22 protein-coding genes are annotated in these 22,362 nt (G+C 53.5%); 7 read left to right on the top strand and 15 right to left on the bottom strand.

What is annotated here, in order from left to right:
- The first annotated feature begins 390 nt into the window (after positions 1–390).
- The 3 genes from ACR0CW_RS22255 to ACR0CW_RS22245 all read left to right on the top strand — a co-directional run bounded on the left by ACR0CW_RS22255 (position 391) and on the right by ACR0CW_RS22245 (position 2,588).
- Complete coding sequence (locus ACR0CW_RS22255; RefSeq protein WP_480744459.1) at positions 391–666, top strand: PepSY domain-containing protein; 276 nt, start codon at positions 391–393, stop codon at positions 664–666.
- A gap of 123 nt (positions 667–789) precedes the next feature.
- Complete coding sequence (locus tag ACR0CW_RS22250) at positions 790–1,245, top strand: helix-turn-helix transcriptional regulator (RefSeq protein ID WP_480744462.1); 456 nt, start codon at positions 790–792, stop codon at positions 1,243–1,245.
- Complete coding sequence (locus tag ACR0CW_RS22245) at positions 1,242–2,588, top strand: ferredoxin reductase family protein (protein WP_480789474.1); 1,347 nt, start codon at positions 1,242–1,244, stop codon at positions 2,586–2,588. The genes ACR0CW_RS22250 and ACR0CW_RS22245 overlap by 4 nt, the downstream gene beginning before the upstream one ends.
- A 94-nt stretch (positions 2,589–2,682) precedes the next feature.
- Here ACR0CW_RS22245 and ACR0CW_RS22240 read toward each other — a convergent pair whose 3' ends face one another.
- The 4 genes from ACR0CW_RS22240 to ACR0CW_RS22225 all read right to left on the bottom strand — a co-directional run bounded on the left by ACR0CW_RS22240 (position 2,683) and on the right by ACR0CW_RS22225 (position 6,581).
- Positions 2,683–3,729, bottom strand: a complete 1,047-nt coding sequence (locus ACR0CW_RS22240; RefSeq protein WP_480789473.1) for a TniQ family protein — start codon at positions 3,727–3,729, stop codon at positions 2,683–2,685.
- An 11-nt stretch (positions 3,730–3,740) separates the two neighbouring features.
- Positions 3,741–4,595, bottom strand: a complete 855-nt coding sequence (locus tag ACR0CW_RS22235) for a TniB family NTP-binding protein (protein WP_480789472.1) — start codon at positions 4,593–4,595, stop codon at positions 3,741–3,743.
- Positions 4,592–6,190: a transposase gene (locus tag ACR0CW_RS22230; protein ID WP_480789471.1), complete on the bottom strand. Its 1,599-nt coding sequence runs from the start codon at positions 6,188–6,190 to the stop codon at positions 4,592–4,594. Before ACR0CW_RS22230 ends, ACR0CW_RS22235 begins: the two co-directional genes overlap by 4 nt.
- Before the next feature lie 169 nt (positions 6,191–6,359).
- Entirely contained in the window at positions 6,360–6,581 is a 222-nt protein-coding gene (locus tag ACR0CW_RS22225) for a helix-turn-helix domain-containing protein (RefSeq protein ID WP_480789470.1), read from the bottom strand.
- Positions 6,582–6,908: 327 nt separating this feature from the next.
- Here ACR0CW_RS22225 and ACR0CW_RS22220 point away from each other — a divergent pair, with 327 nt between their 5' ends.
- Together ACR0CW_RS22220 and ACR0CW_RS22215 are read left to right on the top strand one after the other, a co-directional pair.
- Positions 6,909–7,193 carry a hypothetical protein gene (locus ACR0CW_RS22220; protein ID WP_480744475.1) on the top strand — a complete coding sequence of 95 codons (285 nt, stop codon included), beginning with the start codon at positions 6,909–6,911 and terminating at the stop codon, positions 7,191–7,193.
- A 187-nt stretch (positions 7,194–7,380) separates the two neighbouring features.
- On the top strand, positions 7,381–7,998 hold the full coding sequence (locus ACR0CW_RS22215; RefSeq protein ID WP_480789469.1) for a recombinase family protein: 618 nt from the start codon (positions 7,381–7,383) through the stop codon (positions 7,996–7,998).
- A 420-nt stretch (positions 7,999–8,418) separates the two neighbouring features.
- On the opposite strand, the gene ACR0CW_RS22210 is transcribed toward ACR0CW_RS22215, so the two are convergent.
- The 9 genes from ACR0CW_RS22210 to ACR0CW_RS22170 all read right to left on the bottom strand — a co-directional run bounded on the left by ACR0CW_RS22210 (position 8,419) and on the right by ACR0CW_RS22170 (position 17,980).
- On the bottom strand, positions 8,419–8,694 hold the full coding sequence (locus ACR0CW_RS22210) for a hypothetical protein (RefSeq protein ID WP_480744480.1): 276 nt from the start codon (positions 8,692–8,694) through the stop codon (positions 8,419–8,421).
- A gap of 603 nt (positions 8,695–9,297) precedes the next feature.
- Entirely contained in the window at positions 9,298–10,698 is a 1,401-nt protein-coding gene (locus ACR0CW_RS22205; protein WP_480789468.1) for a TRAP transporter large permease, read from the bottom strand.
- Positions 10,699–10,709: 11 nt separating this feature from the next.
- Complete coding sequence (locus tag ACR0CW_RS22200) at positions 10,710–11,342, bottom strand: TRAP transporter small permease subunit (protein WP_480789467.1); 633 nt, start codon at positions 11,340–11,342, stop codon at positions 10,710–10,712.
- A 68-nt stretch (positions 11,343–11,410) separates the two neighbouring features.
- On the bottom strand, positions 11,411–12,421 hold the full coding sequence (gene dctP, locus ACR0CW_RS22195; RefSeq protein ID WP_480789466.1) for a TRAP transporter substrate-binding protein DctP: 1,011 nt from the start codon (positions 12,419–12,421) through the stop codon (positions 11,411–11,413).
- A 125-nt stretch (positions 12,422–12,546) separates the two neighbouring features.
- Positions 12,547–13,887 carry a sigma-54-dependent transcriptional regulator gene (locus ACR0CW_RS22190; protein WP_480789465.1) on the bottom strand — a complete coding sequence of 447 codons (1,341 nt, stop codon included), beginning with the start codon at positions 13,885–13,887 and terminating at the stop codon, positions 12,547–12,549.
- Positions 13,884–15,614: a sensor histidine kinase gene (locus ACR0CW_RS22185; protein ID WP_480789464.1), complete on the bottom strand. Its 1,731-nt coding sequence runs from the start codon at positions 15,612–15,614 to the stop codon at positions 13,884–13,886. Before ACR0CW_RS22185 ends, ACR0CW_RS22190 begins: the two co-directional genes overlap by 4 nt.
- A 322-nt stretch (positions 15,615–15,936) precedes the next feature.
- Positions 15,937–16,572 (bottom strand): glutathione S-transferase N-terminal domain-containing protein, encoded by a 636-nt coding sequence (locus ACR0CW_RS22180; RefSeq protein WP_480789463.1) that lies wholly within the window; start codon positions 16,570–16,572, stop codon positions 15,937–15,939.
- A gap of 19 nt (positions 16,573–16,591) precedes the next feature.
- On the bottom strand, positions 16,592–17,053 hold the full coding sequence (locus ACR0CW_RS22175; protein WP_155148134.1) for a cupin domain-containing protein: 462 nt from the start codon (positions 17,051–17,053) through the stop codon (positions 16,592–16,594).
- 69 nt (positions 17,054–17,122) lie between these two features.
- Positions 17,123–17,980 (bottom strand): MBL fold metallo-hydrolase, encoded by an 858-nt coding sequence (locus tag ACR0CW_RS22170; RefSeq protein WP_480789462.1) that lies wholly within the window; start codon positions 17,978–17,980, stop codon positions 17,123–17,125.
- A 114-nt stretch (positions 17,981–18,094) separates the two neighbouring features.
- Between ACR0CW_RS22170 and ACR0CW_RS22165 the strand changes: the two genes are divergently transcribed.
- Positions 18,095–18,967 carry a LysR substrate-binding domain-containing protein gene (locus tag ACR0CW_RS22165; RefSeq protein ID WP_480789461.1) on the top strand — a complete coding sequence of 291 codons (873 nt, stop codon included), beginning with the start codon at positions 18,095–18,097 and terminating at the stop codon, positions 18,965–18,967.
- Between the two features lie 181 nt (positions 18,968–19,148).
- Here ACR0CW_RS22165 and ACR0CW_RS22160 read toward each other — a convergent pair whose 3' ends face one another.
- A complete protein-coding gene (locus ACR0CW_RS22160) occupies positions 19,149–20,102 on the bottom strand; it encodes an SDR family oxidoreductase (RefSeq protein ID WP_480789460.1) in 954 nt (317 codons plus the stop codon).
- Between the two features lie 168 nt (positions 20,103–20,270).
- On the opposite strand from ACR0CW_RS22160, the gene ACR0CW_RS22155 reads away from it, so the two are divergent.
- A complete protein-coding gene (locus tag ACR0CW_RS22155; protein ID WP_480789459.1) occupies positions 20,271–21,164 on the top strand; it encodes an AraC family transcriptional regulator in 894 nt (297 codons plus the stop codon).
- A gap of 551 nt (positions 21,165–21,715) precedes the next feature.
- On the opposite strand, the gene ACR0CW_RS22150 is transcribed toward ACR0CW_RS22155, so the two are convergent.
- Positions 21,716–22,362 (bottom strand): hypothetical protein (locus ACR0CW_RS22150; RefSeq protein ID WP_480789458.1); only part of this gene is annotated, 647 nt, incomplete at its 5' end.

The raw sequence follows: 22,362 nt of genomic DNA, 5'->3' as shown, positions 1-22,362 counted from the left end.
AGGTCGACCCTCGGGGCCGACGTTTCAACTCAGGCCCTCTGGGCATCCTATGAGTGGAAGTTCTAGGAAGAAAACTCTCAAGGGCCGCTACCACCTTCTTGTTCGTGGCCCCGAGATAGCAACTTACCAAGACTGCTATCTCTGTGGACCACCGCAAATCACTCACAAGGGTGGTCCACAAACTCTCTCCAAGTGCTTCAGAGCCAGGCAAAGTAGCAAAATTGGCAGAGGCTCTGTCAGTTTAGGCCGAATAAAGCGTCGTAGCAGGCATAAACCTTTGGCCTATGCCGCTTGAATTCTGCCGAAAGGCCAATTTTGTCGTGCGCAACAGCTTCTCAAATATGACCGACCGCATTCTTGCGGTGGCAATCATCATTGAAAGGAATGCAAATGAACAAGCTTGGCAAACTGGCATTGCTGGCAGCTATCGCCACACCTGGGATGGTTTGGGCACAGGTCAACGTCGGAGATGTTCTGGGGTCTTCAGAGACCGCCATTCGCTCCGCGCTGGAAGCGAAAGGGTACGTCATATCTAAGATAGAAACTGAGGATGACGAGATCGAAGTGCAGGCTGCGATGGATGGCAAAGCTTACGAGATCGAAGTTTCCGCTGAATCCGGCGAGATTTTGGAGATCGAACGGGAAGAACCCTCTGACGACAGCTGATGAAACCTTGGCACGCTCTGTTCGGGAGCGTGCCAACTACATACCGAGAACCGACCCATGACGCGCGTTTCCATCCTTTGGTCTCTCTTCGCTGTGCAAGCAGTCTGCAGCGCTTATTTTCTCATGGACATTTTTGTGGACACTCTGTGGCCTACATCCAGTTTCCCGATGGCGGAAAGCGATCTTGTCGAGACCATGGTGGCAATTACGCTTGTGAGCGGATTGGCATTCACGACTTACGAGTTGCGAAACATCCTCAGCCGCCAAAACGAGTTGGAAGATCAGGTAAGAATAGCCACCGGTGCCTTCGGAGAAGTTCTGGAAGCCCGTTTTCGATTGTGGTCTTTGACAAGCGCTGAGCGCGAAGTGGCAATCTTTGCAATCAAAGGTTACTCGATCGCCGAAATTGCCGCGCTTAGGAATACCAAACAGGGCACAATCAAAGCCCAATGCGCGTCGGTTTATCGAAAGGCAGGCGTAACGGGGCGTCTGCAACTTCTCAGCGTATTTATCGATGACCTGCTTGCGGACAGCTTGCTGGGCAATACCCCCAATTCTCAAAAAGAGGAGCTGTCATGAATCCGGTAGGCCTCATTCTGATTGGTGCAACGACACTTGTCCCAGCATACCAGCTGTGGTCGCTGAAAGGTATCTCTGACCATACTGCATTGTTCTCGCAGTATTTGGGTCTTGCCGCTCTTATCCTTATGGCGTGGGGTCAGGTTCTGTCCACGCGTCTGAGGGGTGTCGAGCATTTGTTCGGTGGGCTGGACCGAGTTTACGTCCTGCATAAATGGGCAGGTATCGTGGCTATGGTGGCACTCCTTATGCACGATACGATTGGCGCTGAAATACCCGCTTTGGGCCGCGAAACCGCATTAAACGACTTTGCTGAGTCACTCGGCGAAATAAGCCTGTATGGCCTTTTGCTGTTGGTTCTCATCTCAGTGGCGACATTCATTCCCTACCACCTGTGGAAGTGGTCGCACAAAGCGATGGGTGCCCTGTTTGCAATTGGGGCTCTGCATTTCTTTCTTATCATGAAACCCTTTGCGATGACCGATCCTGCGGGGCTGTACACAGGTTCGTTCTGTGTGGTTGGTATGGTCGCCTACCTGTGGATGTTACTCCCGGACAGGTTGCGCCCGTCATATTGCTATGAGATCTCAAAGCTTGAAACCACCGGCGGAGCATTGGCCATCACACTGGAGCCGGAGGAGAGAGGCCTCAGCCCGCTGCCCGGACAGTTTGGCGTTCTGCGTTTTACAGGTGCTGGAAAAAATGAACCCCATCCGTTCAGTTTTTCAAAGATCGGACCCGGCGGCGAACTGCGCGTGACTATAAAATCTCTTGGGGATTACACTGCTACCCTGAACAGAGCATTGAAAACGGGACAGTTGGTGCGTGTTCAAGGGCCATTTGGCAGGTTCCGCTACGCCGGCAAAGGGGCGGAAGTCTGGATCGCGGCAGGTATCGGCATCACGCCCTTTCTTGCCTGGTCCGATGCATTGGAGGCGAGTAACGAGCCTGTACATCTATTCTATTGTGTCAGGTCGCGAACGGACGCTCCGCATCTAGATGAAATCGAAGAATTGTCGAAAGTGAAACCAAATCTGCATCTGCATCTTATGGTCTCGAGTGAGGGACAACGTATCAGCGCAGAAAAGATTGCCGATGCGATTGGGCCAAGTCTGTCTCGAGCCAAGGTTTCGTTCTGCGGACCAGCCTCCCTTCGGGAGTCGCTCCGGGCAGCCTTGAGGCCCTACGGCGTAACCTTGCGACGTTTTCACTATGAAGAGTTTGAATTCCGAAACGGCATCGGACTCAAACGCTTGGTAAAGTGGTTGAGCGGACGGTTTCTGAGCTTACGCGCCCGCAGCAGGCGGGAACGGATCTCGCCTTCCCAGGAGAACATGACATGAAGCAAGTTAAGTATGCACCTACTAACGACATCTTTCGTGTTGGCTTGTCGTACTTTTAGAATGGGCGGTAGAAATCGGCCTTCCTGCCCTGTTTTCAAAACCACTTTGCCGGGAACCGCAGCAATAGCCGATCAAGTTCATTGTTCTGCTCAGGTTCCAGCTCGGATCTTAGTTCTTGCATCAAAGGTGCCCTGCCCCAACGCTTTTCGTATACGCCTTTGATAGAAAACAAGTTCGTTCGGCGTTTTAGAATGGTTGCGATCAGACCATGAGTTTTTCGGCGCACGGCGATCGAAGAAGCGCGGTAAGGCCGTTCCATTGAGGTGATGCTGCGGGGGTTTGGTTGCGCCGGAAACGCGACGCTAGAAAAGAGGTCTATAGGCGCGCGGCCGAGCCGGATTGATCTCATCAGAACATTGGCGAATGCCAAGGTGAAGTCTCGGAATTCGCTTTTGTTCTTGGTACTTGATCGCACTGATAGGCTCTTTTCAAGCGCCAATTCCAAGTGGATTACTTCATTCCAGGCTATCTGCACATTACGGTTGTCGCGCAGTTCCAAGACGGTCGAAGAAGACATGTCGGGTAATCCAAGCTGCGTCGAATAGAGTGAGCCGCAAGCACTACATGCGAGAACGACATTGCTGCCATCAAATACGAAGGCCGGCTCAGCTTCGCGATCATGACATGCCATGCAATGGGTGGTAAGCGGCCTCCGGTGCGCCAAACAGAATGTCCGGGTGGTCATCCTCCAAGCCAACCGCAAGAATTGGTCATGGCCGTTGAGCTGGTCGCGGAGCAGGCAACGCGGACACCACGCAAACGAAGGCGCCTTGCTGAAGCGGTCCGAGCCCAAGTGTTTCCCCCCTGCCCGCCTCAGCCACTTTGTGTGAACGCCAGGGTTGGTGCCTGGTAAGGTCAGCAGTTCCAGCCTGCGTTTTTCCGGGTCCAGAGCATCGTTCAAGCCAGCCAAAATGACACCATGATCCAGTTCATCCAGATCCTCGGGAAGTCTCGTGAAACTCTGATATCTCGCTGAAGGAAACAGCTCTCGAAGGTAGGATAAGGGATCTGTCGAATTCATCGAAGCCGCGCGACCTACGAACGAATTCAAGCTTTCCATCGAATAGGGTGTGACGTTCATAACGGCCGTTCCTAACTGCGATGGCTTACCCAGGTGTCGAAATCCAAGCGCTCACTGCCAGACACAATCGCATAGATCGCGAAACCAGTGAGCACCTGCATCACATTTTTGCAGATACCATTCGACTTCCTGATGATGGCCTTGCGGAGCTTTGGGTCGCGGGAAAGTGCCCCCTTTACCTGCACCGGGCACCATCGTTCAAACCCGTCAAGAAACTCGATGAAATCATCTTCCCGATACGTCCAGGCGCGATACTTATAGTGTACAGATCGCCCCTGTGTTTGTTCATCTTCCAATGCCCATCGCCAGATACGTGGAGCACCTGTGAGAACGACCCTGATATCGTATTCGGAAATCAAGTAGTGGACGTAGTTCTGATAAGAAATCTGCTGGCGTTTCTGAAAGCTATAGGTACGGTGAAAGTCCTCCAAGATGACGAGTCTGGTTTTTAGATGTCCCAGAAGTTCAAGAGTTTTGCGGTAGGAAGAATAGCGCGGCATAGCCCCGTAGCCAGGGATGGCAAGGTTCGCGCGAAGTGCATCACAATAATCAACGAAGTCGCCACTTGGATGGATGAGTTGGTTTACGACCGGGACTGTTTGCTGACCACTTCGTCCCTTAGTCGCGGGTGGGTGTTGGGCCGCAAACTGCTTGATAATGCGGGTCAGCCCCATTCCAGCCGGGGCGGTCAAGAAAACAAGCTTGTTCTCGCAGTCTAAGGGCTCATGGATCAACTCATTCAATCGATTTCGAAAGGCGCGAATGGCTGATGTCTCAAAAAAAGCGCCGTTGCGAATGTAGCGAATACGTTCTGGAACCGATGCCTGTGACATATCTGGAAAGCGTTGAGATGGAGTATGGTTCATGACGACTTACCCGGCACCGATAAGCCTCGTGGGTCACGAAGATCGCGAATGTCGCAACCATGCGTTTGAGGGTGACCGTCGAAGCGACTGATCGCCCTTTTGCGCCGATTTGCTTCCGCCAGGATCTGTTTGCGGTGATCGTGAACTACGGTAGGGTCAGGTGCGTTCATTGCCGCTTGCAGCCTTTTTTCCTTGCGCTTGTTGTGTTTTTTCCATTCATTGAGGGACATTGGATCGCGCGGAAAATACTCACTCCGGGCTTCGTGAAAGACATCGTCGTCGGCACTGATGTATACTGTTCGAATGTCAGTGGGATCATACTTGAGTATAACGCTCTTCACGCCGCAGTTTTTCATCTTTTGTAGCTGTTCCGAACGATAGAACATCCCGAACAGTTCAAGGCCCTCCCGCTGGATTTTGCGCCTCTCAAACGGCAGAAAATCAAGGCGAAACCGATCCGGATCTTTTGGCAGTCGTGGACTGGACACACACTCGCGCCAGCTAACATTCCAAGCATTCATAGGAGACGTCAGCAGCCGGCGCTTCTTATCATGGACGTAGTCGCGAAGTATGAACTCGAGCAGGAGTCTCTCAACGTCAAACAAGGCAAGCCTCGCCTGCTTTTCGGGTTGATAGGTTCCCTTCTTTTTGGTGTTTGAAAAAGTGGTTCCAGGAAGGGTCTGAACGAAGGCCTGGATTGTTCCTATGAAACGCTCGACGTGCCCACCGAGATGCGGCTGCGCCACGGGGCGAAATATGTGCTCGACGCCGTATTGTTCCAGCCCCCAATTGAAGGCTTTAGATTTGAGGTCGGTCCCGTTGTCGCTGCTGATCACGAGGGGCAACCCATACACTGGCCACTCATATGGAATACCCATTTCTGTAAGGTATTCTGCCTTTGGAAAAACGGATCGATGAAAGGCCTTCAATAGGTTGATTGCGGAGGGTGCTTCCATCGACAGGTAAATGCCTGTTGGCATTGCCGTCGCCACATCTAACAGGACTGTCAAATACGGCCGTCCCAGACATTCTCCTGTGATGGGATCGATGACCATCAAGTCCAGCTTCGTATGATCAATCTGAACAACCGAAAGCGGACCTTCTACAAAATACTTGCCACGGACGATTTGGTAAGCTTGTCGCGCCGCCCTGCTCCCGTGGCGTTTCAGCTTGATCACTCGATCTGGGATCGCATTGATCCTGTTGATCAAAGCTGTCTTTGAGATTTCTGGGAGGCCCAATTCTGATAGTTTTCGGTTGATGTCATTCAGAGCTTTTGCGACCAAGATCTTGTTTCGAGAAAGAAATTCCTTGCGAAGGTAGTCGTTGACAACTTTCTCAGCCTCGTCGCAGAGCTTGATACTCATCCTTTTGGGGCCAGGTTTCGAACGTCGCAACGCAGATGCCCGATCATCAAGTTGCGCTCGCTTAAGCAGCCTATAAGCAGCAGATCTCGAAAGACTGTGCGCCCTGCAAAAGTCTTGCACAGCTGCTTTGGTCTGAAAACCAGTTTGAATATATGGGGTAAGGTCTCTGCGAAGTGCAAACGCCCGCGCCCACTCGCGCTCATCGCGAGCAGTGTTGTTTTTCGACATGATCGGCTCCTTGTAGGCAAGGCATACTTGAAGGCTCGAAAACTTCGAGTGGCAGCCTTGACTTTGAGATTGGATTGGAGAAGATCGAGATGACGGTTGCGAACAGCCATTCAATCTTTGTGAAAGCCTATGTGTTGGAGCACATAGGCTTTTGCTTTTCTACGTCAGGTCATGTCGCACCTCCCTTTTGCCCATATCGATCAGGCCAAAGTGAGGCAGGAGTCGTTTTCAGGCGGATTGCTATTGCCTGCTCGATACGTTTGGAGCGTCTAGCACCCCTAGCTACGTCTGTGACTGCCGTGTGGGAAACTTCGAGATCCCTTGCTATAGATCTGAGTGTCACACCAGCGGCAGCCAGGTCGGCCTTCAATTTGGAATATGCGTTGTTCATCTTGAAATCTCGAAGCTTCTGTGCAGAGTGAAAGCTGCCAGTGGATTCGAGTCAACCATTTGTTATTAAACGGTTTTGACGACAATACTATAACATCGTGGTCCGCGCTATAACAACGTCACATGTCATCTTCGATTTGTCGTTGGGCAAATAAACCAAAGGCAAGTGACTCGCGGAATCCGTGTGCCAGTACAAACTACAAATTGCCGAACCAGAAAAAAGGACAAGGCTTTCCCAGAATACATCACCCCACAACGAGGCTTGGCGTTAGTAAATCTCGAACTCCACGGATGTGTCGACATCCATGGGGCAAATGACCTTTGCAACATGGGTTTCACCACCCCCGTTATTGTCATTGGTACCGACAATGGCGGCAATACGTTGAGCTTTCAGGCGTTACAGCGAGAATTAGCCGCGCATATCGAAACAGGAGGCTTGCTGGCAGCACTGGCGGTTGAACATCCGTTCATCCTCGAAGCTAGGGAACGGATGAACACTGACCAATTTCTATCCAACAATGTGGTTGTGTTTGACGAGAGCCACCTGAACAAACTGTCACCAACAGAACTTCCTGACGTCTATGCACGATCAGCGAGGAGTTGGCGACCATGAAAAATCAAACATCCTGCCGTGTCAGAACGCTGCGTTCAATTTCGATGGGTTGCACATCTCCATGTAACAATTGGGTGCACCACAAAGATACGCTTAGATGTGATGCGATCCACCGCCCCGTTAGGGTGGTCAATTCAACTACGTGACAGATTGAACATCACCCCTACCCTAATGTGATAGATACCAAATGCCCCGCATCGGATACGCCAGAATCAGCGCCACGAGCCAAGATCTCGACATTCAAACTGCAGCACTGAAGAAAGCTGGGTGCGAGATCGTACGGTCTGAGACAGGATCAGGCGCATCGCGTGATGGGCGCACGGAACTGGAAACCATCTTCGAATTCTTACGCGAAGGCGATGAACTGGTTGTGCATCGACTTGATCGCCTAGGTCGTTCTACCCGGGATGTTCTGAACCTAGTACATGAACTGGATGCCAAGGGCGCTTCCCTGCGGGTTCTTGAACCGGAAGTGAGTACAGCCGGTGATATTGGTCGAATTGTGGTAACAGTGCTCGGCATAGTCGCTGATATGGAGCTGAAATTCATCCGCGACAGACAGAGAGCGGGTATTGATGCCGCCAAGGAAAGAGGTGTCTATCGTGGCAGACGTAAACAAGTAGATGACCAACATATTCGATCTCTTGTGGCCAGTGGTTTATCAAAAGCCCAAATTGCACGCGATCTGGGCGTGTCACGGATGACTATCTATCGCGCGCTCGGCGCGCCGACCGGACAACAGAATACGGACAGCCTGAAAGACGCGGAAAACAATCTTGAAAAGTATTCTCGCGAGGAAAAGTAAAGAGTTGTTTCCTGGCAGTTCGGCCTTGCTAGCTCTGGGATTCAAATCTTGGATCGATCTTGTGGATTTTTTGTCCCGCGAAGATGTGCGGCGAATAGTTGTCCTATCGGAAGTATGTATGCCGCTCTCGTTTTCTATAATAGGTGGGAATACGCTAGCAGGCTCCATTTTGCCCTTTGCAATATCTAGTGCTTCTTTTGCACCCCTAGTGAGGCTATCGCCAATTTCTGTCATCGTTCCCTGCCAACTGTCTGTTCAGAACAGATAACATAATTGGTTGTGCATTTCTGCTTTGGAGGGTGTTTGGTTCACCCGATAACGATTTATTGCAGCCGAGGTAGGCTTTTTCTGACTTGATTGGGTGGTCAGGGCTTTTGGACTTCCCGACCACCCCGCACTCATGCTTCTTCGTTCGATGCTCTATTCTTCATTGTCGTAAGAAAGCGAAGCTTCAAGCGCTTCAAGCAACATTTGCTCGTGGCGAATTGGCATGTCATCAACGCTCCATACTCGCCGTGGATCAGGCCAAATTTGTTCGAACAGTTCCTCGGTCAGAACAACGAAGGAAACACGTCCTCTATGTCTAAGCCAGGTCGGTCCCTTGGAAGCATGCTCGGTCAGACTAAGCGCTGCATCTTGGAGCATCTCGACGTCAAATCGTCTGCCTTGGATTGGTGGTAAATCTGGTCGTCTCATTCGGATTCCTTTCAATTCGCACGACAACAGACACGGAGAAATCCGTGTTGGGTGCGACTAACTGGAAAACAATCAAGACATGATTTGAGCTAGCATAGTTTAGTTCCTTCAGCAACGTTGTTCGGTAGCGTGATCCGGCCGTACGTCAGGCTTTATTAGAAGGGCCGCCATGCGGGATTTTGCTGCCGCTCTCTGCAGTTGCAACTTTTGGAGCAAGACTGAGGAAAGGCCACACAGCAGACCTTCGCCGCAGGTACGACAACTGAGGCCGCGAACAGCGGCAATGCGCCGGAAACGGAATATGCTAACTGAAGCGAACGGCCCAAAGCGGACCTTCACGCGTAGTGCAGTGAAGGTCCGAATTGCCATGGCAATCTATGCAACATTAAGACCGGTAACCGTTCACGCGTAGTGCGGCATCAAGAACAAAGGGCTCGTTGTGGACATCGGGGCAGTGCAGCATCTGCTCAGGATCGTGTCCGCTCTCGATCGCGGACAGCCCAAACCGGCCATTGAACAAGTGTCATGTATTCTGAAGCGCAGCTGATTGATGCAGGCCTTAGCTGCACCGGCATACCGAACTCCAAAATCATCCCATGTGATTCAAACCTGACCAGGAAGCCATAGAACGATAGCGGGGAAGGCAACGAGCATCGCGATGGTCGCAGCATCCGCCAGAAAGAAAGGCGTTACACCTTTAAAAACATCCTGAACGCTTAGGTCATCACGAACGCCGGCCACGACAAAGCAATTCAGCCCAATAGGTGGCGTGATGAGGCAAAACTCGGCCATTTTGACAACCAGAATGCCAAACCAGATGGCACACATAGGCCCGGACATACCGAAGGTACTATCAGCTGCACTTACGGCCTCACCACCGTTCAACGCCATCACGGCGGGATAAACCACCGGCAACGTCAGCAGTAGCATACCTATCGCATCCATGAACATGCCCAGTACAGCGTAAGCCAGAAGGATGCAGATCAGGATAAGCATCGGTGACATCTCAAGCGAGGTGATCCAGTCGGAGAATGCACTTGGCAGTTCGGCGAAACCAAGAAAACGAACGTAAACCAAAACGCCCCAGATGATCGTAAAAATCATCACGCTCAACTTGGCGGTTTCCAAAAGCGCGTCTTTGAGTTCGGACCAGCGCATGCCCTGATACAGCGCCATCAGGAACACCACGAAGGCTCCAATTGCGCCGCCTTCGGTTGGCGTACCCCAAGCATCGCCGCCGAACGGGTTGTAGACAAAGAAAATGATGGTGACGACGACAATCACGATGGGCAATGCGGGCGGCAAAGAGAGTAAACGTTCTTTCAATGTAAATCCGGTGACTGCGGGACCAAATCCTTTGATCACGACGGCCATGCCAATGATCAGCAAGCCATAAATTACCGCCGAGAACATGCCCGGGATGAATCCGGCCAACAGCAGTTTGCCCACGTCCTGCTCGACAATAATCGCGTAGATGACCAGAATGGCCGAAGGCGGGATGAGCGAGGCGAGCGTACCGCCTGCAGCGACGACACCTGCAGCAAAACGCTTGTCGTAGCCGATCTTCAGCATCTCGGGGATGGCGATACGGGCGAACACAGCGGAAGTGGCTACTGAGGCCCCAGACACCGCGGCAAACCCAGCGGTTGCGAAAACGGTCGAAACCGCCAGCCCACCGGGGACCCATGCCAGCCAACGCTTTGCGGCTTCGAACAGTGCTTTGGTCAGGCCCGCGTAATAGGCGAGGTAGCCAATCAGGATGAAAGTCGGGATAAGGCTCAACGCTTGGCTTGAAATCTTGGAGTGCGGCACCTGCCCTGCTGTTTTGACGGCCACAGTCACAGCCTTGCCGAACCGCGCCGGATCATACCCAAACTTGGCCCAGAAGATCCAGATCAGACCAACCATGCCTGCTGTCGCGGCGGCAAACGCCACACGCATCCCAAACACCACAAGAACAAGCATACCGCCCGAGACGATCAGACCAATATCAATGGGTTCCATCAGATTTAACCTCAGTTGTCGTGGCCCGAGACGTGCTCGGCTTCCATTGCAGCTTGAGTGGCTGCATCGGCTATTAGTGGGACGGCAATAGGTGCCTGATTGGGGTGCCGGATCGCGCGCCCGTAGGCCCAGAGCTGTAGAGCAAGCCTTAGGCAAAGCACGCTAAAGGCGACGGGGGCCAACAGCTTTGCGGGCCACAACGGGATACCTATGTCGATAGAGCTGTCGCGGCTCCAGAGTGGCGCACCAAAGTCAAAGCTGCGTGCGAAATGTGCCCAGCTCCCCCAGATCAGCAAGACGATCAGCGCCAGAATGACAGCGGTCGTGATAAACTCAACGATATAGAGCGTCCGGCCTTTAAGCGCTCCAACGACCATGTCCATTCGTATGTGGCCGCCATCGCGCTGCGCATAGGAAATCCCCATGAAGGCGATTAACGGCATGGCCTGCTCGATCCAGTCCACGTAACCAGGAAGTGGCGCATTGGCGAAATTCCGACCACCAACGGAGACTACGGCCATGACCATCAGCGAGAAAACTGCAAGACCGCTGATCAGGGCCAGAAAGCTTTCCAGTTTGTAGAGATGTTGATCGAGAATGCTGAGACGGCTGTCGTCGGACAGCACCTGGGATGACCCGGCCATCTTTGTACTCCGCTGTCAGGAAAGAAAGAACCCGACGCCAATCAAGCTGACGCCGGGCAGTGAGTGGATTAGCTGCCGTTTGCGATCTTGCCAGTCACAAGGTCATAAAGCTCTTGTGCTGGCAGGCCGCGCTCGGTGTTTTCTGCAATCCAGGCCTCGGCTGCGGGGGCGGCAGCGGCTTCTTTGAACGCTGCAATTTCTTCATCACTGAAAGTGACCCGTTCGATGCCGCGTTGATCCAGCTCAGGGCCCCACGCTTCCATCGTTTTGGTCTGGTAGTGGCTCACGTAGTGATCCAGTGCCTCATCCACCGACCCCAGCAGAGCTTCGCGGTGTTCGTCAGACAGATCTTCCAGTGCCAGCGTGTTCACCACGACAGGGCAGTTGACGGTGCCGGGATTGAGGTTCGTCGTCCACCACGTACCATTTTCAATGGTGCCAAAGGACATATGCGCGTGTGGCGCAAAGCTGACCGCTTTGACGATGCCGCTATCCATTGCCTGACGCACTTCGGATGCAGACATCGAGGTCGGAACTGCCCCAACAGTCTCCATCGCTTTACCGATGCCGCCAGTCGCCCGAACGCTCAGACCTTCGAAATCGGTTAGGGATTTAGGTGCTTCACCGACGCCAACAAGGTTGTACTGCGGCAGCGGCGACGGCATCAGGAGCGTAGCATCCCAGCGGGCCAGATCCTCGACAACGGCCGGGTGTTGGTAGACAGCCATAGACAGGTCGACCTCTTGGTCCAGCGATGTCACACCCAGAAACGGCAGTTCCAGAACCGTGATCGAGGGGTTTTTGTCGCGATGATAGCCAGCGCAGAACTGGGCCATTTCAAACGCACCGATCGAAATCCCGTCGAGGTTTTCTTTGTTCTTCGACAGGCCGCCATAGCTGATGTTGAGTGTGAACTCACCGCCCGTCTTTTCGCTCACCAGTTCGGCAAGTTTCTCGACGTGTTCGGTAAAGGCACGACGCTTGCCCCACAGGGAAACGTTCCATTCGACGGCCAGTGCTTCGGATGCAACGGTCAGTGACAGGGCAGCAATGGCCGCCCGGTTAAGATGTTTGCGCATAATGGCTCCTCCCAGATCACGCAATTCGCTTGGGTGGAGTATCCAGGATGTGCAGCAGCCTGCCTATGAAGGAAAATGCGTGTGAACAATCGGAGTCCCTGCGGATATCCGCAGAGTGGTTTCGCTTACAAGAGCGCCTCTTTATCGAGACCGAGTTTGACGATCTTTTCGTTGAGCGTCCGGCGGCCAATCCCAAGCGCTTCGGCGGCTGCTTCCATGCGGCCTTTATGTGCCTTGATGGCTTTGCCGATGAGCTCGCGTTCAAAAGCAGCTACCGCTTCGCGCAGCGTATCCGGCACTTCGTCGAAGTGCTGATCGCTTTGGATAGCCTGGGCCACCGACCCTCCTCCGCGTCGGGCCGCCAAAATACGCCGTTCGCAGACATGGCGCAATTCACGTACATTCCCGGGCCAGCTATGTGCAAGCAGAGCGGCCAAATCGTCCTGATCAAGTTCTGGCGCATCTATCTCATAAACCTGCGCGTATTCGTTCAAGAAATGCGTTGCCAACAGAACCAGATCATCCCGTCTTTGACGTAGCGGAGGTAAAGATAGGACAACAGTGTTCAGTCGAAACAAAAGGTCTTGACGCAGGCGGCCTTCCTCGGCTGCCAGTACAACATCTTCGTTGGTTGCGGACACGACCCTGAAGCTTACTGGCACCGGCGACACAGCCCCCACCGGCAGCACCTGCTGATCTTCGATGACCCTTAACAGCTTGGCCTGCGCTGCTGGTGGGCATGAGCAGATTTCGTCCAGAAACAAGGTTCCGCCCGATGCCGCCACAAGCCTTCCGTCGGATTCACCCGCGACGCCGAACATTTCCGCTTCAAACGTATCGGCAGACAATGCGGCGCAATTCAACGCCAGAAACGGTGCCTCCGGCGAGCGGCCCAAATCATGTAAAGCATGGGCAACCAGCTCTTTCCCGGTGCCGGTATCCCCCTGCAACAAAACCGCAACCGAAGTATCGGCAAGGTCAAGTACTTCTTGTCGCAAGTCTGTAATGGCGTCTGTTTGCCCCAGCAGGATGCGATCCAACCCTGACAGTTTGAACAGCCGGTCTTTGAGGCGGGCATTGCTTCTTCGCATTCGGTTTTGTTCAGCCGCGTGCCTAAGCACCGTAAGCAATCGCCGTGGCTCATATGGCTTTTCGATGAACCCATACGCCCCGTCTTGTATAGCTTGAACCGCCATCGGGATGTCACCATGTGCCGAAATCAATACCACCGGAGGCGCCACATGCCTGTCCAGGCTGGCCAGCAATTCAAGTCCCGACATGCCGGGCATACGCACATCAGACAAAATGACATCGGGCGAGGCGTTGGCCAGATGTTCCGTCACGTGGGTTGCGCGCGACAGGGCGCTAACAGTCCAGCCGGCGGCCTCGAGCAACTCGACAAGCGATTGTCGCATCGATTTGTCATCATCAACGACCAGAACTTTGAAAGGTTGCTGCTGGGTCATTCGTTCATTTCTTCAGTCATCAAGGCCATCGGGAAGGTGACACGAAAAACTGTTCCGCCACCATCACGATTTCGGGCCGTCATCTTGCCATCGTGATCTTTGACAATGCTGGTGGAAATGGCCAGTCCCAAGCCCATGCCTTTCCCGCTCTCTCTTGTGGTTACAAATGGCTCTTGCAACTCAGCCAACGTTGCCTCGCCCAACCCATGACCGTTGTCCTGAATTTCCAACGCTGCTTCATCATCAGAAGCTGTGACAGCGATATGGATTTCAGGTGCATCCACTTCATCCATCGCGTCAATCGCATTGCGCAAAAGATTAGTGACGACTTGTTCGATCCGCAGTGCATTGCCCCGGACAAAAACCGGACCGGTCGGCGCATCAACTGAGATTTTCACCTTGCCCTGCTCGATGTTTGGCGCAACCAGAGCCAACGCGGCATTGACCGAAGTGCATAAGTCTACGTCGTCGAACGCCTCGCTCTCTGAGCGCGCGAAGAACCGCAATTGGCGCGTGATCCCTTCCATCCTGTCGACCAGATTTCCAATTTTTTGCGGTAGCTTAGACCCACTGGAAGATGAGATCTCTTCTGCCACCAGGTGATTGCGCATCGCAGCGATCGGCTGGCCCAGTTCATGCGTGACCGACGCGGATAGTTGCCCCAGAGCTGCCAGTCGGCTTGCGCGCTCCAATTCCCCCTGGGTGCGTTTGAGGTTCCGCTCGGCTGTCTTGCGGTCGTCGATTTCGATAGCGAGCCTTTCATTTGCCTCCCGCAGCTTTGCTTCTTCCTCTTCGGACCGCACCAAGGCCGCGCCTACGCGCCTTGCGCGTTGTATCTGAAAGAAGATAAATGCGAGCCCCGCCAAAAGGACAAAAACTGATGTTACAAGCCAACTGCGCGCAACGGCCTGATCGTCACTTGCAAAATAGTGAAGCGACCAGCCATCGGGTAAATCCGTAGCTGCAAGATGCAGGCTCTTCGCCCCCGCAATTCTGGCCTGATCTCCCGGCAACTCAACCCAATCCAACGCATCTAAGTCTTGCCCCGGAAACTGCCTGGCATCTCGAATCCGTTCTTGCTGTGGTTCTGACAATGGCGTTAACGCGCGATATTGCCAATCTGAGTTCGAAGAAAGCAGAACGACCCCGTCTTCATTGGCTAAAAGAACCTGTTCGCCCGAGTTTTTCCAACTATCCTGAAGATCAGAGAAATCGATCTTAATCGCTATAACGCCAGTTGAAGCTCCCTGGTCGTCAAGCACTGCATTGGCAATGAAATAGCCTGGCAGACCAGTCGTTGCCCCGATGGCATAGAAGCGGCCTTGTTTACCAGAAATGGCAGTTTGGAAATACGGGCGGAAAGCGTAGTTCTGGCCAACAAAGCTCCCAGTGTCGCGGTAGTTCGATGCGGAAATCGTGATCCCGTCTTCGTCCATCAGGTAGATCGCATCCAGCCCCGCCTGCGCCGCAAAATCCTCGAGGCGTTGGTTTAAAGTTCCGGTGCCGTCTCCTTCAGCTGTTCCAATCACAAAGGAATCCTGTGACAGCACATATGTGAGGTGGGAAAATCTTTCGAGTTCGCTGTTTACCGAGCTTTGGTAAAGAGAGAGCCGACCCTGAGCTTTCGAAAGCTCCTCCGAAACGAAGTACTGGTAAGAAACCAAATAAAGGCCAATGCTGGCGGCAATGGCTACCAAAATACCTACAATATACGAAGCTGATCGCATTGAATGCCCATGAACTGCGACAGCATAGGATCACAGTAGGTTTTAGCCGTCCATCCCAAGAGTTCTAATTCGACATTTGGATGTTCAGGCCAAACAAGAATGACCGAGTAGTTTGAGAACGCGATGCCATGAACGAACATGCCGAAACAACTATTTCAATTCCGCAAGTAGATTTCGGCCCAAAGCTGTCATTTGCTGCTCGGCTCTCCACCGCATTGCAACTTCCCGTAAGCGGACACTTGTCAGTTTTTCGGTTCCGATGCCACTAAGCTGCCAATCGCAATCCTCACAAGGGACCTCATCGGGTTCTACAAGAGCTATCTTAAGCCGCCACGGAGGTGAACGGTGCGACGCCCGCTCGGGCCATTAATACACAAAACGGCACTGAAACCTGTTCGGGAAAATCGAGTTCCGCGACCATGGTCAGGCTTCGCAGTTCCGCCAGAGCAGCCAGTGTGTCGAAACTGATATTCCCGGCGGTCAGAAACTGAGCGACCTGGGGAAGCGCAGCTTGAACCTCATCAACAAGCTGCGGAGTTTGCACAAGTGCATCCGCAAATGCCATGCCGATCCGCTCTGGCATAGCATTTTCGAAGAAGGCCAAGGCCTCAGAAGATGCCAGTTCGGGAACATTCAAGCGCGGCATACGCGGATAGCACAGGGCGTTCAGTGCCGAGGATATCGTCTCGCGCCATTCCTCCAGTTCCGGGCCGGTGCCATACGACCGCAGCAATTGTGTGCCAATTGAGTCGAAATGACGAATGATTTCTGTGCTGTCCTGAATCAGTGTCTCACCATCCACCATAATCGGAACGGTCAATCTGTCGACCCTGCCCTCAAGCTCGGCTGGAGTCTGCCCCGGCGCCACATAGACGAGTTCGGGCGACAGACCCTTCAGGCCAGCCATTATGCGGGCACGCACGCAAAATGGACAGGTTTCAAAGACAAAGAGTTTCATTGAAGTCACTCCGCGACCCTCACAGGTAGACAACGCCAAAACGTTCCTCGATCAGCTTCAGATCTCGCACGCCGGTTTCATTCTGGCGAGACGTTTCGGCCATGAAGTCCTCGGCCCAATCGCCGGGGAAGATGTAGCTGATCAGCTTGGCGGTGGTATCGCCCACGTTTTTCATGTAGTGGGAGACACCGCGCGGGCATTGGATGCTGGCACCGGGCCCGGCCCTGAAAACCTCATCGCCGATTTTGACCTCAAGGTCACCTTCGATGATGTGAAAGGTCTGGTCTTCCCACTTGTGGTAGTGATTGGGGATGCAACTACCGGGCGCGATTTCGCCCGCGCCGAAGACATACTCGGACTGGGTGTCCTCTTTGCCAGCCGCGACCGAGGTGTATTCGTTTTCGGCCATGAAATACTTGCGGCCTTCATGCCAGCCGCTGATGACTGTCTTCTTGCCAGTAGTTTCGGTTTTCTTGGGCATGTCATGCTCCGTTTTCGGGTCATTTGGGTGGGGCAGGACCAGGCAGTGAACCTGCCCGGTCTGTTCAGGTCAGTGGCCATGCCAGATCGAATAGGCCATGCGCTCCACATGGGCAGACAGGTTCTGGTCATACATGAACCAGTGGCTGAACTCAGGCAGCTTGACCGTTTCTTTCAATTCCTCGACCGTCTTGCCCGCGGCAAGACCTTCGGACACGGCTTTGAACAGCGCCTCGTTGAAAGCCAAATCCTCGGCCAGTTGCTCGGGTGAGGACGTTGGCATGTGGCCTGATACGACTGTGTCGAAGTCCAGTTCGGTCGTCACGCGACGTAGTGTGTTCAGCGAGCCCACATAGTCGTGCGTGTTCAGGCGGCTGGGAAGGTTCACAAACCCCTGAAGGTGCCAATCGACCGCCATAAGAACCTTGTCTTCTGGCATGTAGATGGCGCTGTTGCACTGTCCATCATTTGAGCCGTAGTAGTGCATTTCGACCACCTTGCCGCCGAGCTCGATCCGGTATTCGTCCCCTTCGTAGGTCACGTCTGGTTGCACGACCCGGTTTTCCAGATCACGGCCCAGCAATTCGGCGCACCCTTCATGCGTGATGAACTCGGCGCCTTCGTCCTTGAAGATCTGTCCCCCGCGGGAATGGTCGAAATGGGGATGGGAATAGAGTACCTTGACCACGGGCTGATCCGTCAGCTTTGCAATTTCGGAGCGCATTGCTTCGGCGCGGAATTCTTGGTTGGGATCCACGACGACGACGCCGTCACCGGTGATCACGATCAGACTGGAATAATGCGCCATGTGGAACTGATAGACACCGTCTTTCAGCTCGGTCATGACAGGTTTCATCTCGTCATCAGCGGCGGTCGCGGCGCTCGCAAAAGTGGTTGCGGCCGCAAGGGCTGTGAGAATGCGTTTCATGGCAGGGGCCTCCTATTGTTTTGGAGGCAATATATCCTTGACGAAAGCAGATATAATTAGAGCAATATGCGACAGAGAACTTACCGAAAGTATCGAATGGATAAGCTCAGGAAGATGGCTGTTTTCGCCCGCGTGGTTGAACTGGGCAGCTTCGCAGCCGCTGCCGCGGACCAGAACGTTACCCCTGCAATCGTGGGTCGGCATGTGGCCGATCTTGAGGCGATGCTGGGTCTGAGGCTTATCAACCGCACCACACGGTCGATGGAGGTGACCGACGCTGGGCAGCGCTACTATCATGGCTGCAAAACCATGCTGGACCAGATGGAGGAACTGGAACAGGATGTTGCGGATCAAAAAGGCGTCGGTCCTTCGGGCATAGTCCGCGTGGCAGCGCCCGAAGGCATGGGCACTCTGCTGATGGATGCCGTTGAAAGCTTCCAAAAGCTCTATCCGCAAGTGTTGTTCGATCTGGTGTTTGAGAATGATCAGACTGATTTTGTCAGTGGAAATGTCGATCTTGCGATCCGGTTGGCGATCTCGCTTGAAGACAGCTCTCTGATTGTCACCAAACTGACCGATACCCGGCTGAGTTTGTTTGCTGCCCCATCCTATCTTGAAAGATATGGCGTGCCGGTCACCGTTCAAGAGCTCGACAATCATGCCTGTCTGGCGTTCGGCGGCTCGCGCTTTGGCGACAGTTGGCCGCTGTTAACAAAGACCGGCCTGCGCAAATTGCGGCAACCCTGGCGTATGGTGATAAACCAGACCCACATCTACCGAGATGCACTGATCCGGGGAACCGGGATCGGGCTATTGCCGGAAATCATGGCCTTGGACCTGGTCGAGGCCCAGCAACTGTCTCCAGTTTATCTGGATGACAGATTTCCAGACGTCGGCGTTTTTGGCGTTTATCCCGACAAAGCGTTCCAACCACACCGCGTCCGTTTGTTTCTCGAGCATTTGAGGAAGCACTTCAGTGAGCCTTAAAGAGGTTTCCGATTTCTCCCCTTCATTCGCTCTCATCTGCCACAGCTCTTAGTCGGCCCAAAGTGGCCATTTGCGTACGCCGCATCTAAGGTCTGGTTCGAGCCCATTCTACTAAATGCTGCACGGTGCACGAATGTCCTATTGTGGGTGAAGCATCACCAGCCGCACGGGACCCGTTGGATCAAATCTCCCACTTCAAGCCTATTTCTTGTTCCGTGACCTCCCAAAGCTTTGCCATGACGGTTTTGTCATACGCGTGTGGGTTCAATGTACCCTTGCCGACCGGGCCAACGGCTTCTAAGCGGCCTGTTGGTCCGTAGAGTGCGCGTTGTTCGGTCAAAGTCTCTTCGGTGGCGCACATGATTTCGGGATAGGACCCTTGCTCGGCTGTTTGAACCATCGGTGTTTTGGTCATGAGCCACCAGATGAAACGCATCGTCCGGCTGCCACTTGTGCTGATCAGCGATGTTGCCGACGAGCCGGGGTGGCAGACATAGACTTCGACCTCCGTGCGCCCAGCAGCGGCAAGCCTGTCCTGTAGTTCAAAAGCGAACATCATTTGTGCCAGCTTGCTTTGAGAGTATGCGGTGTTAGGCCCGTAACCCTCTTCCCAGTTCATGTCGTCGAACTTGATCGTCTTCAGGCCCATGTTGTAACCGAGACTTGCGACAACAACGATCCGACCTTTCGAGGCTTCGACCCGCTTAAATAGAAGACCGCAGAGTAGGAAGTGACCGTAGTGGTTGGTGCCGAGCTGGCTTTCGAACCCATCCTCTGTCAGCTTGCGGGATGGCACCTGCGCGATCGCAGCATTGCAGATGAGCGCATCGATCCGGGGAACAGAATTCAGAACTTCTTCCGCAGCTTTGCGTACGCTTGCGAGCGAGGCCAGGTCCATCGGAATGAAGCTCACTTCCGCTTTGCTGCCGAACTCACTTTTCAGGTCCGCAACAGCTGCCTGAGACTTCTCAACCGAGCGGTTCAACATCACGACCTTGGCGTTCTTTTTTAAGAGCGTCCGCGCGGCCTGGAACCCGGCACCGGCGTTGGCACCCGTGATGAGGTAGGTCTTGCCGGAGAGGTCATCGAGGCGCTCGGGCATCCAGCCTTTGGGTCCGAATGTGGTGTCTGGCATCTTTTGTCTCCTATCTGCGTTGGCGCGGGGACCGAGTGAATTGTGTTTCGCCTAGGAAATGCAGATAGCTCTCACCAGAACGCGAGAACAGGCGAGATAATCGCAAATACTTGCCCGATTGTATCAAGGTAGTTGCCTGCATCGATCTGGAGCCTTTACATCTCTCTTATGAGCAAGGATCAGATCAAGCAAATCATCGCAGGCCGAACCGAAACGGACGGCTTGACCGAGACGGGCATCAAGGGAGTACGGCTGTTTCGCGCCACGCGTTCAATCCCCTGTGTTCCAGCTGTTTACGAGCCCTGCATCGTGGCCATCGTGAGTGGGGTGAAGGAAGCCGTACTGGATGGAAGAAGATACGAATACGACAACAGTCAATATCTCTGCTGCCCAATGTCGATGCCGGTCAAGGCGGGGACGCCTTTGGCCTCGCATGACCACCCACTCTACGGGGTCATGATCACTCTTGAGCAACGCGCTATGACCGAACTGGTGATGGAGATGCAAAATGCCGGGGGCGTTCTTCCTTCGGTCAAAGGAGAACTGCGGGAGCCGGGAATTAGGCTCGCGCGATGGGACGATGGGTTCACGGAAGCGCTACTGCGGCTACTGCGGCTCGGATACAGCGAGACGGATACAGCGGTTCTCGGCGAGGCGCGATTGCGTGAGGTGCTCTATGCGATCCTGAAGGGAGAAGCTGGTACCTTCGCACAGCAGGCATTCGGTGCTGGCAACGCCATCGCACGTTCCATTGCGCACGTGTCGTCAAATCTGGATGCGCCGATCTCGATTGACGACATGGCAAGCCGAGCGGGCATGAGCCGGGCCGTCTTCCATCGCAAATTCAAGCAGGTTACGACGATGGCTCCAATCCAATTCGTCAAGACGATGCGCCTCAACAACGCCGCCATGAAGATCGCAAGCGGGATGCCAGTGAACGAAGCCGCAATGGACGTTGGCTATGTCAGCCCTTCCCAATTCAGCCGAGAGTTCAGGCGCATGTATGGGCAATCACCGAAGAAATGGGGTGACGCACAGAAACCACTGGTCAAAGTTGCTTGAGGCTGACTTGCGTGAGCAGAGCGAACCTTGAAGCCACCGCAGCGAACGGAAGCTTTGTCCGCTCACCAACAATCAGATACTTGATTTTGAACCTCCGCTTTCGCGCGTTTGCGGCCTGCTGCGTGAGCGAAAGACATAAACTAGATTGGCGGCGGCTGTGGGCTCAAACGAGCAGTGGTCGCTATGTTGATTAGTCGGTTCAATCTGAAACTCGCCATCGCGGATGGCGCTTCAGAAACTAGCCGTTCTGCCCATCCATGTAACCATCTTGAACAGTTCTTCAAGAATCACGTCAATGTACACAAACGTTTGAAGAAAGGGCTGGCCGAGGGGGAAGTGGCCAGCCCTTCGTAGGGGATGCTAGTCAACAAAACTGACTGCCCCGCTTATCTACTTCACCGTTTCACGAGAACAACTTGGGGTTTCCCCGTATCTACAAACAAAAAAGCCCGGCCACTTGGGCCGGGCGAGTGAATCAGAGCACTTTGCCATGCAACCTGCACTTTGGCCGTCAGGCTACAGGCAGAAAGCGCTCGTAAGAACTGGCCTAGTTAACGGCCATCATCACTTCCAGGTTCGAGGCCATAATTGATCAATACTTGGCGAACCTCATCCACCAAATCTAAATCGACGGCGGTTTCATACATTTCTGTAACTGAGTCTTCATACCAACTGGCCGTCTCCGGCTCACTACTAAGAAGCCGAGCTGCGGAATCAACAGATTTAAAGTACTCAACTCGCCAATCCGGCGCCGCACGAAACGCATGTAGGTCTGCGAGCGAAACGTATACATAAGACGTTGGCTGGTTCGAGGACTGTTCAATACTTTCTGTGATCGCGTCTATTAGATCATCATAATAGCCTAAACTAGCATTCCGATTGGCAATTTCCTTAGCGCGAAAAAAAACCTGTTGCGATTCCTGACGAGGTAGCTGGCGAATGACTTTGAGCATTTCAGCCCAAGCATTTTGCCTGACCTCGGCCGGGGATAATTTCACCTTAACAAGTTTATTATCCACCATAGTGTAGGAAACACCGGTGATGGCTTCACGTTCCATACGTATTACCGAGTGTTCAAGGCTGGTCTGAAACCACTCCGCGAGAATTGCTAGAGCGCGTCTGGCTTTATCAGATTCAGTCTTCCCCAGTTTTCTGATCCGTGATTCCATATCTTTGAGCAGATATGGAGGTAGCAGAT

Source organism: Ruegeria sp. CH6, from assembly GCF_056537005.1.
The sequence above is the reverse complement of the archived record's forward strand: the minus strand, read 5'-3'. Positions and strand labels throughout refer to the sequence as shown.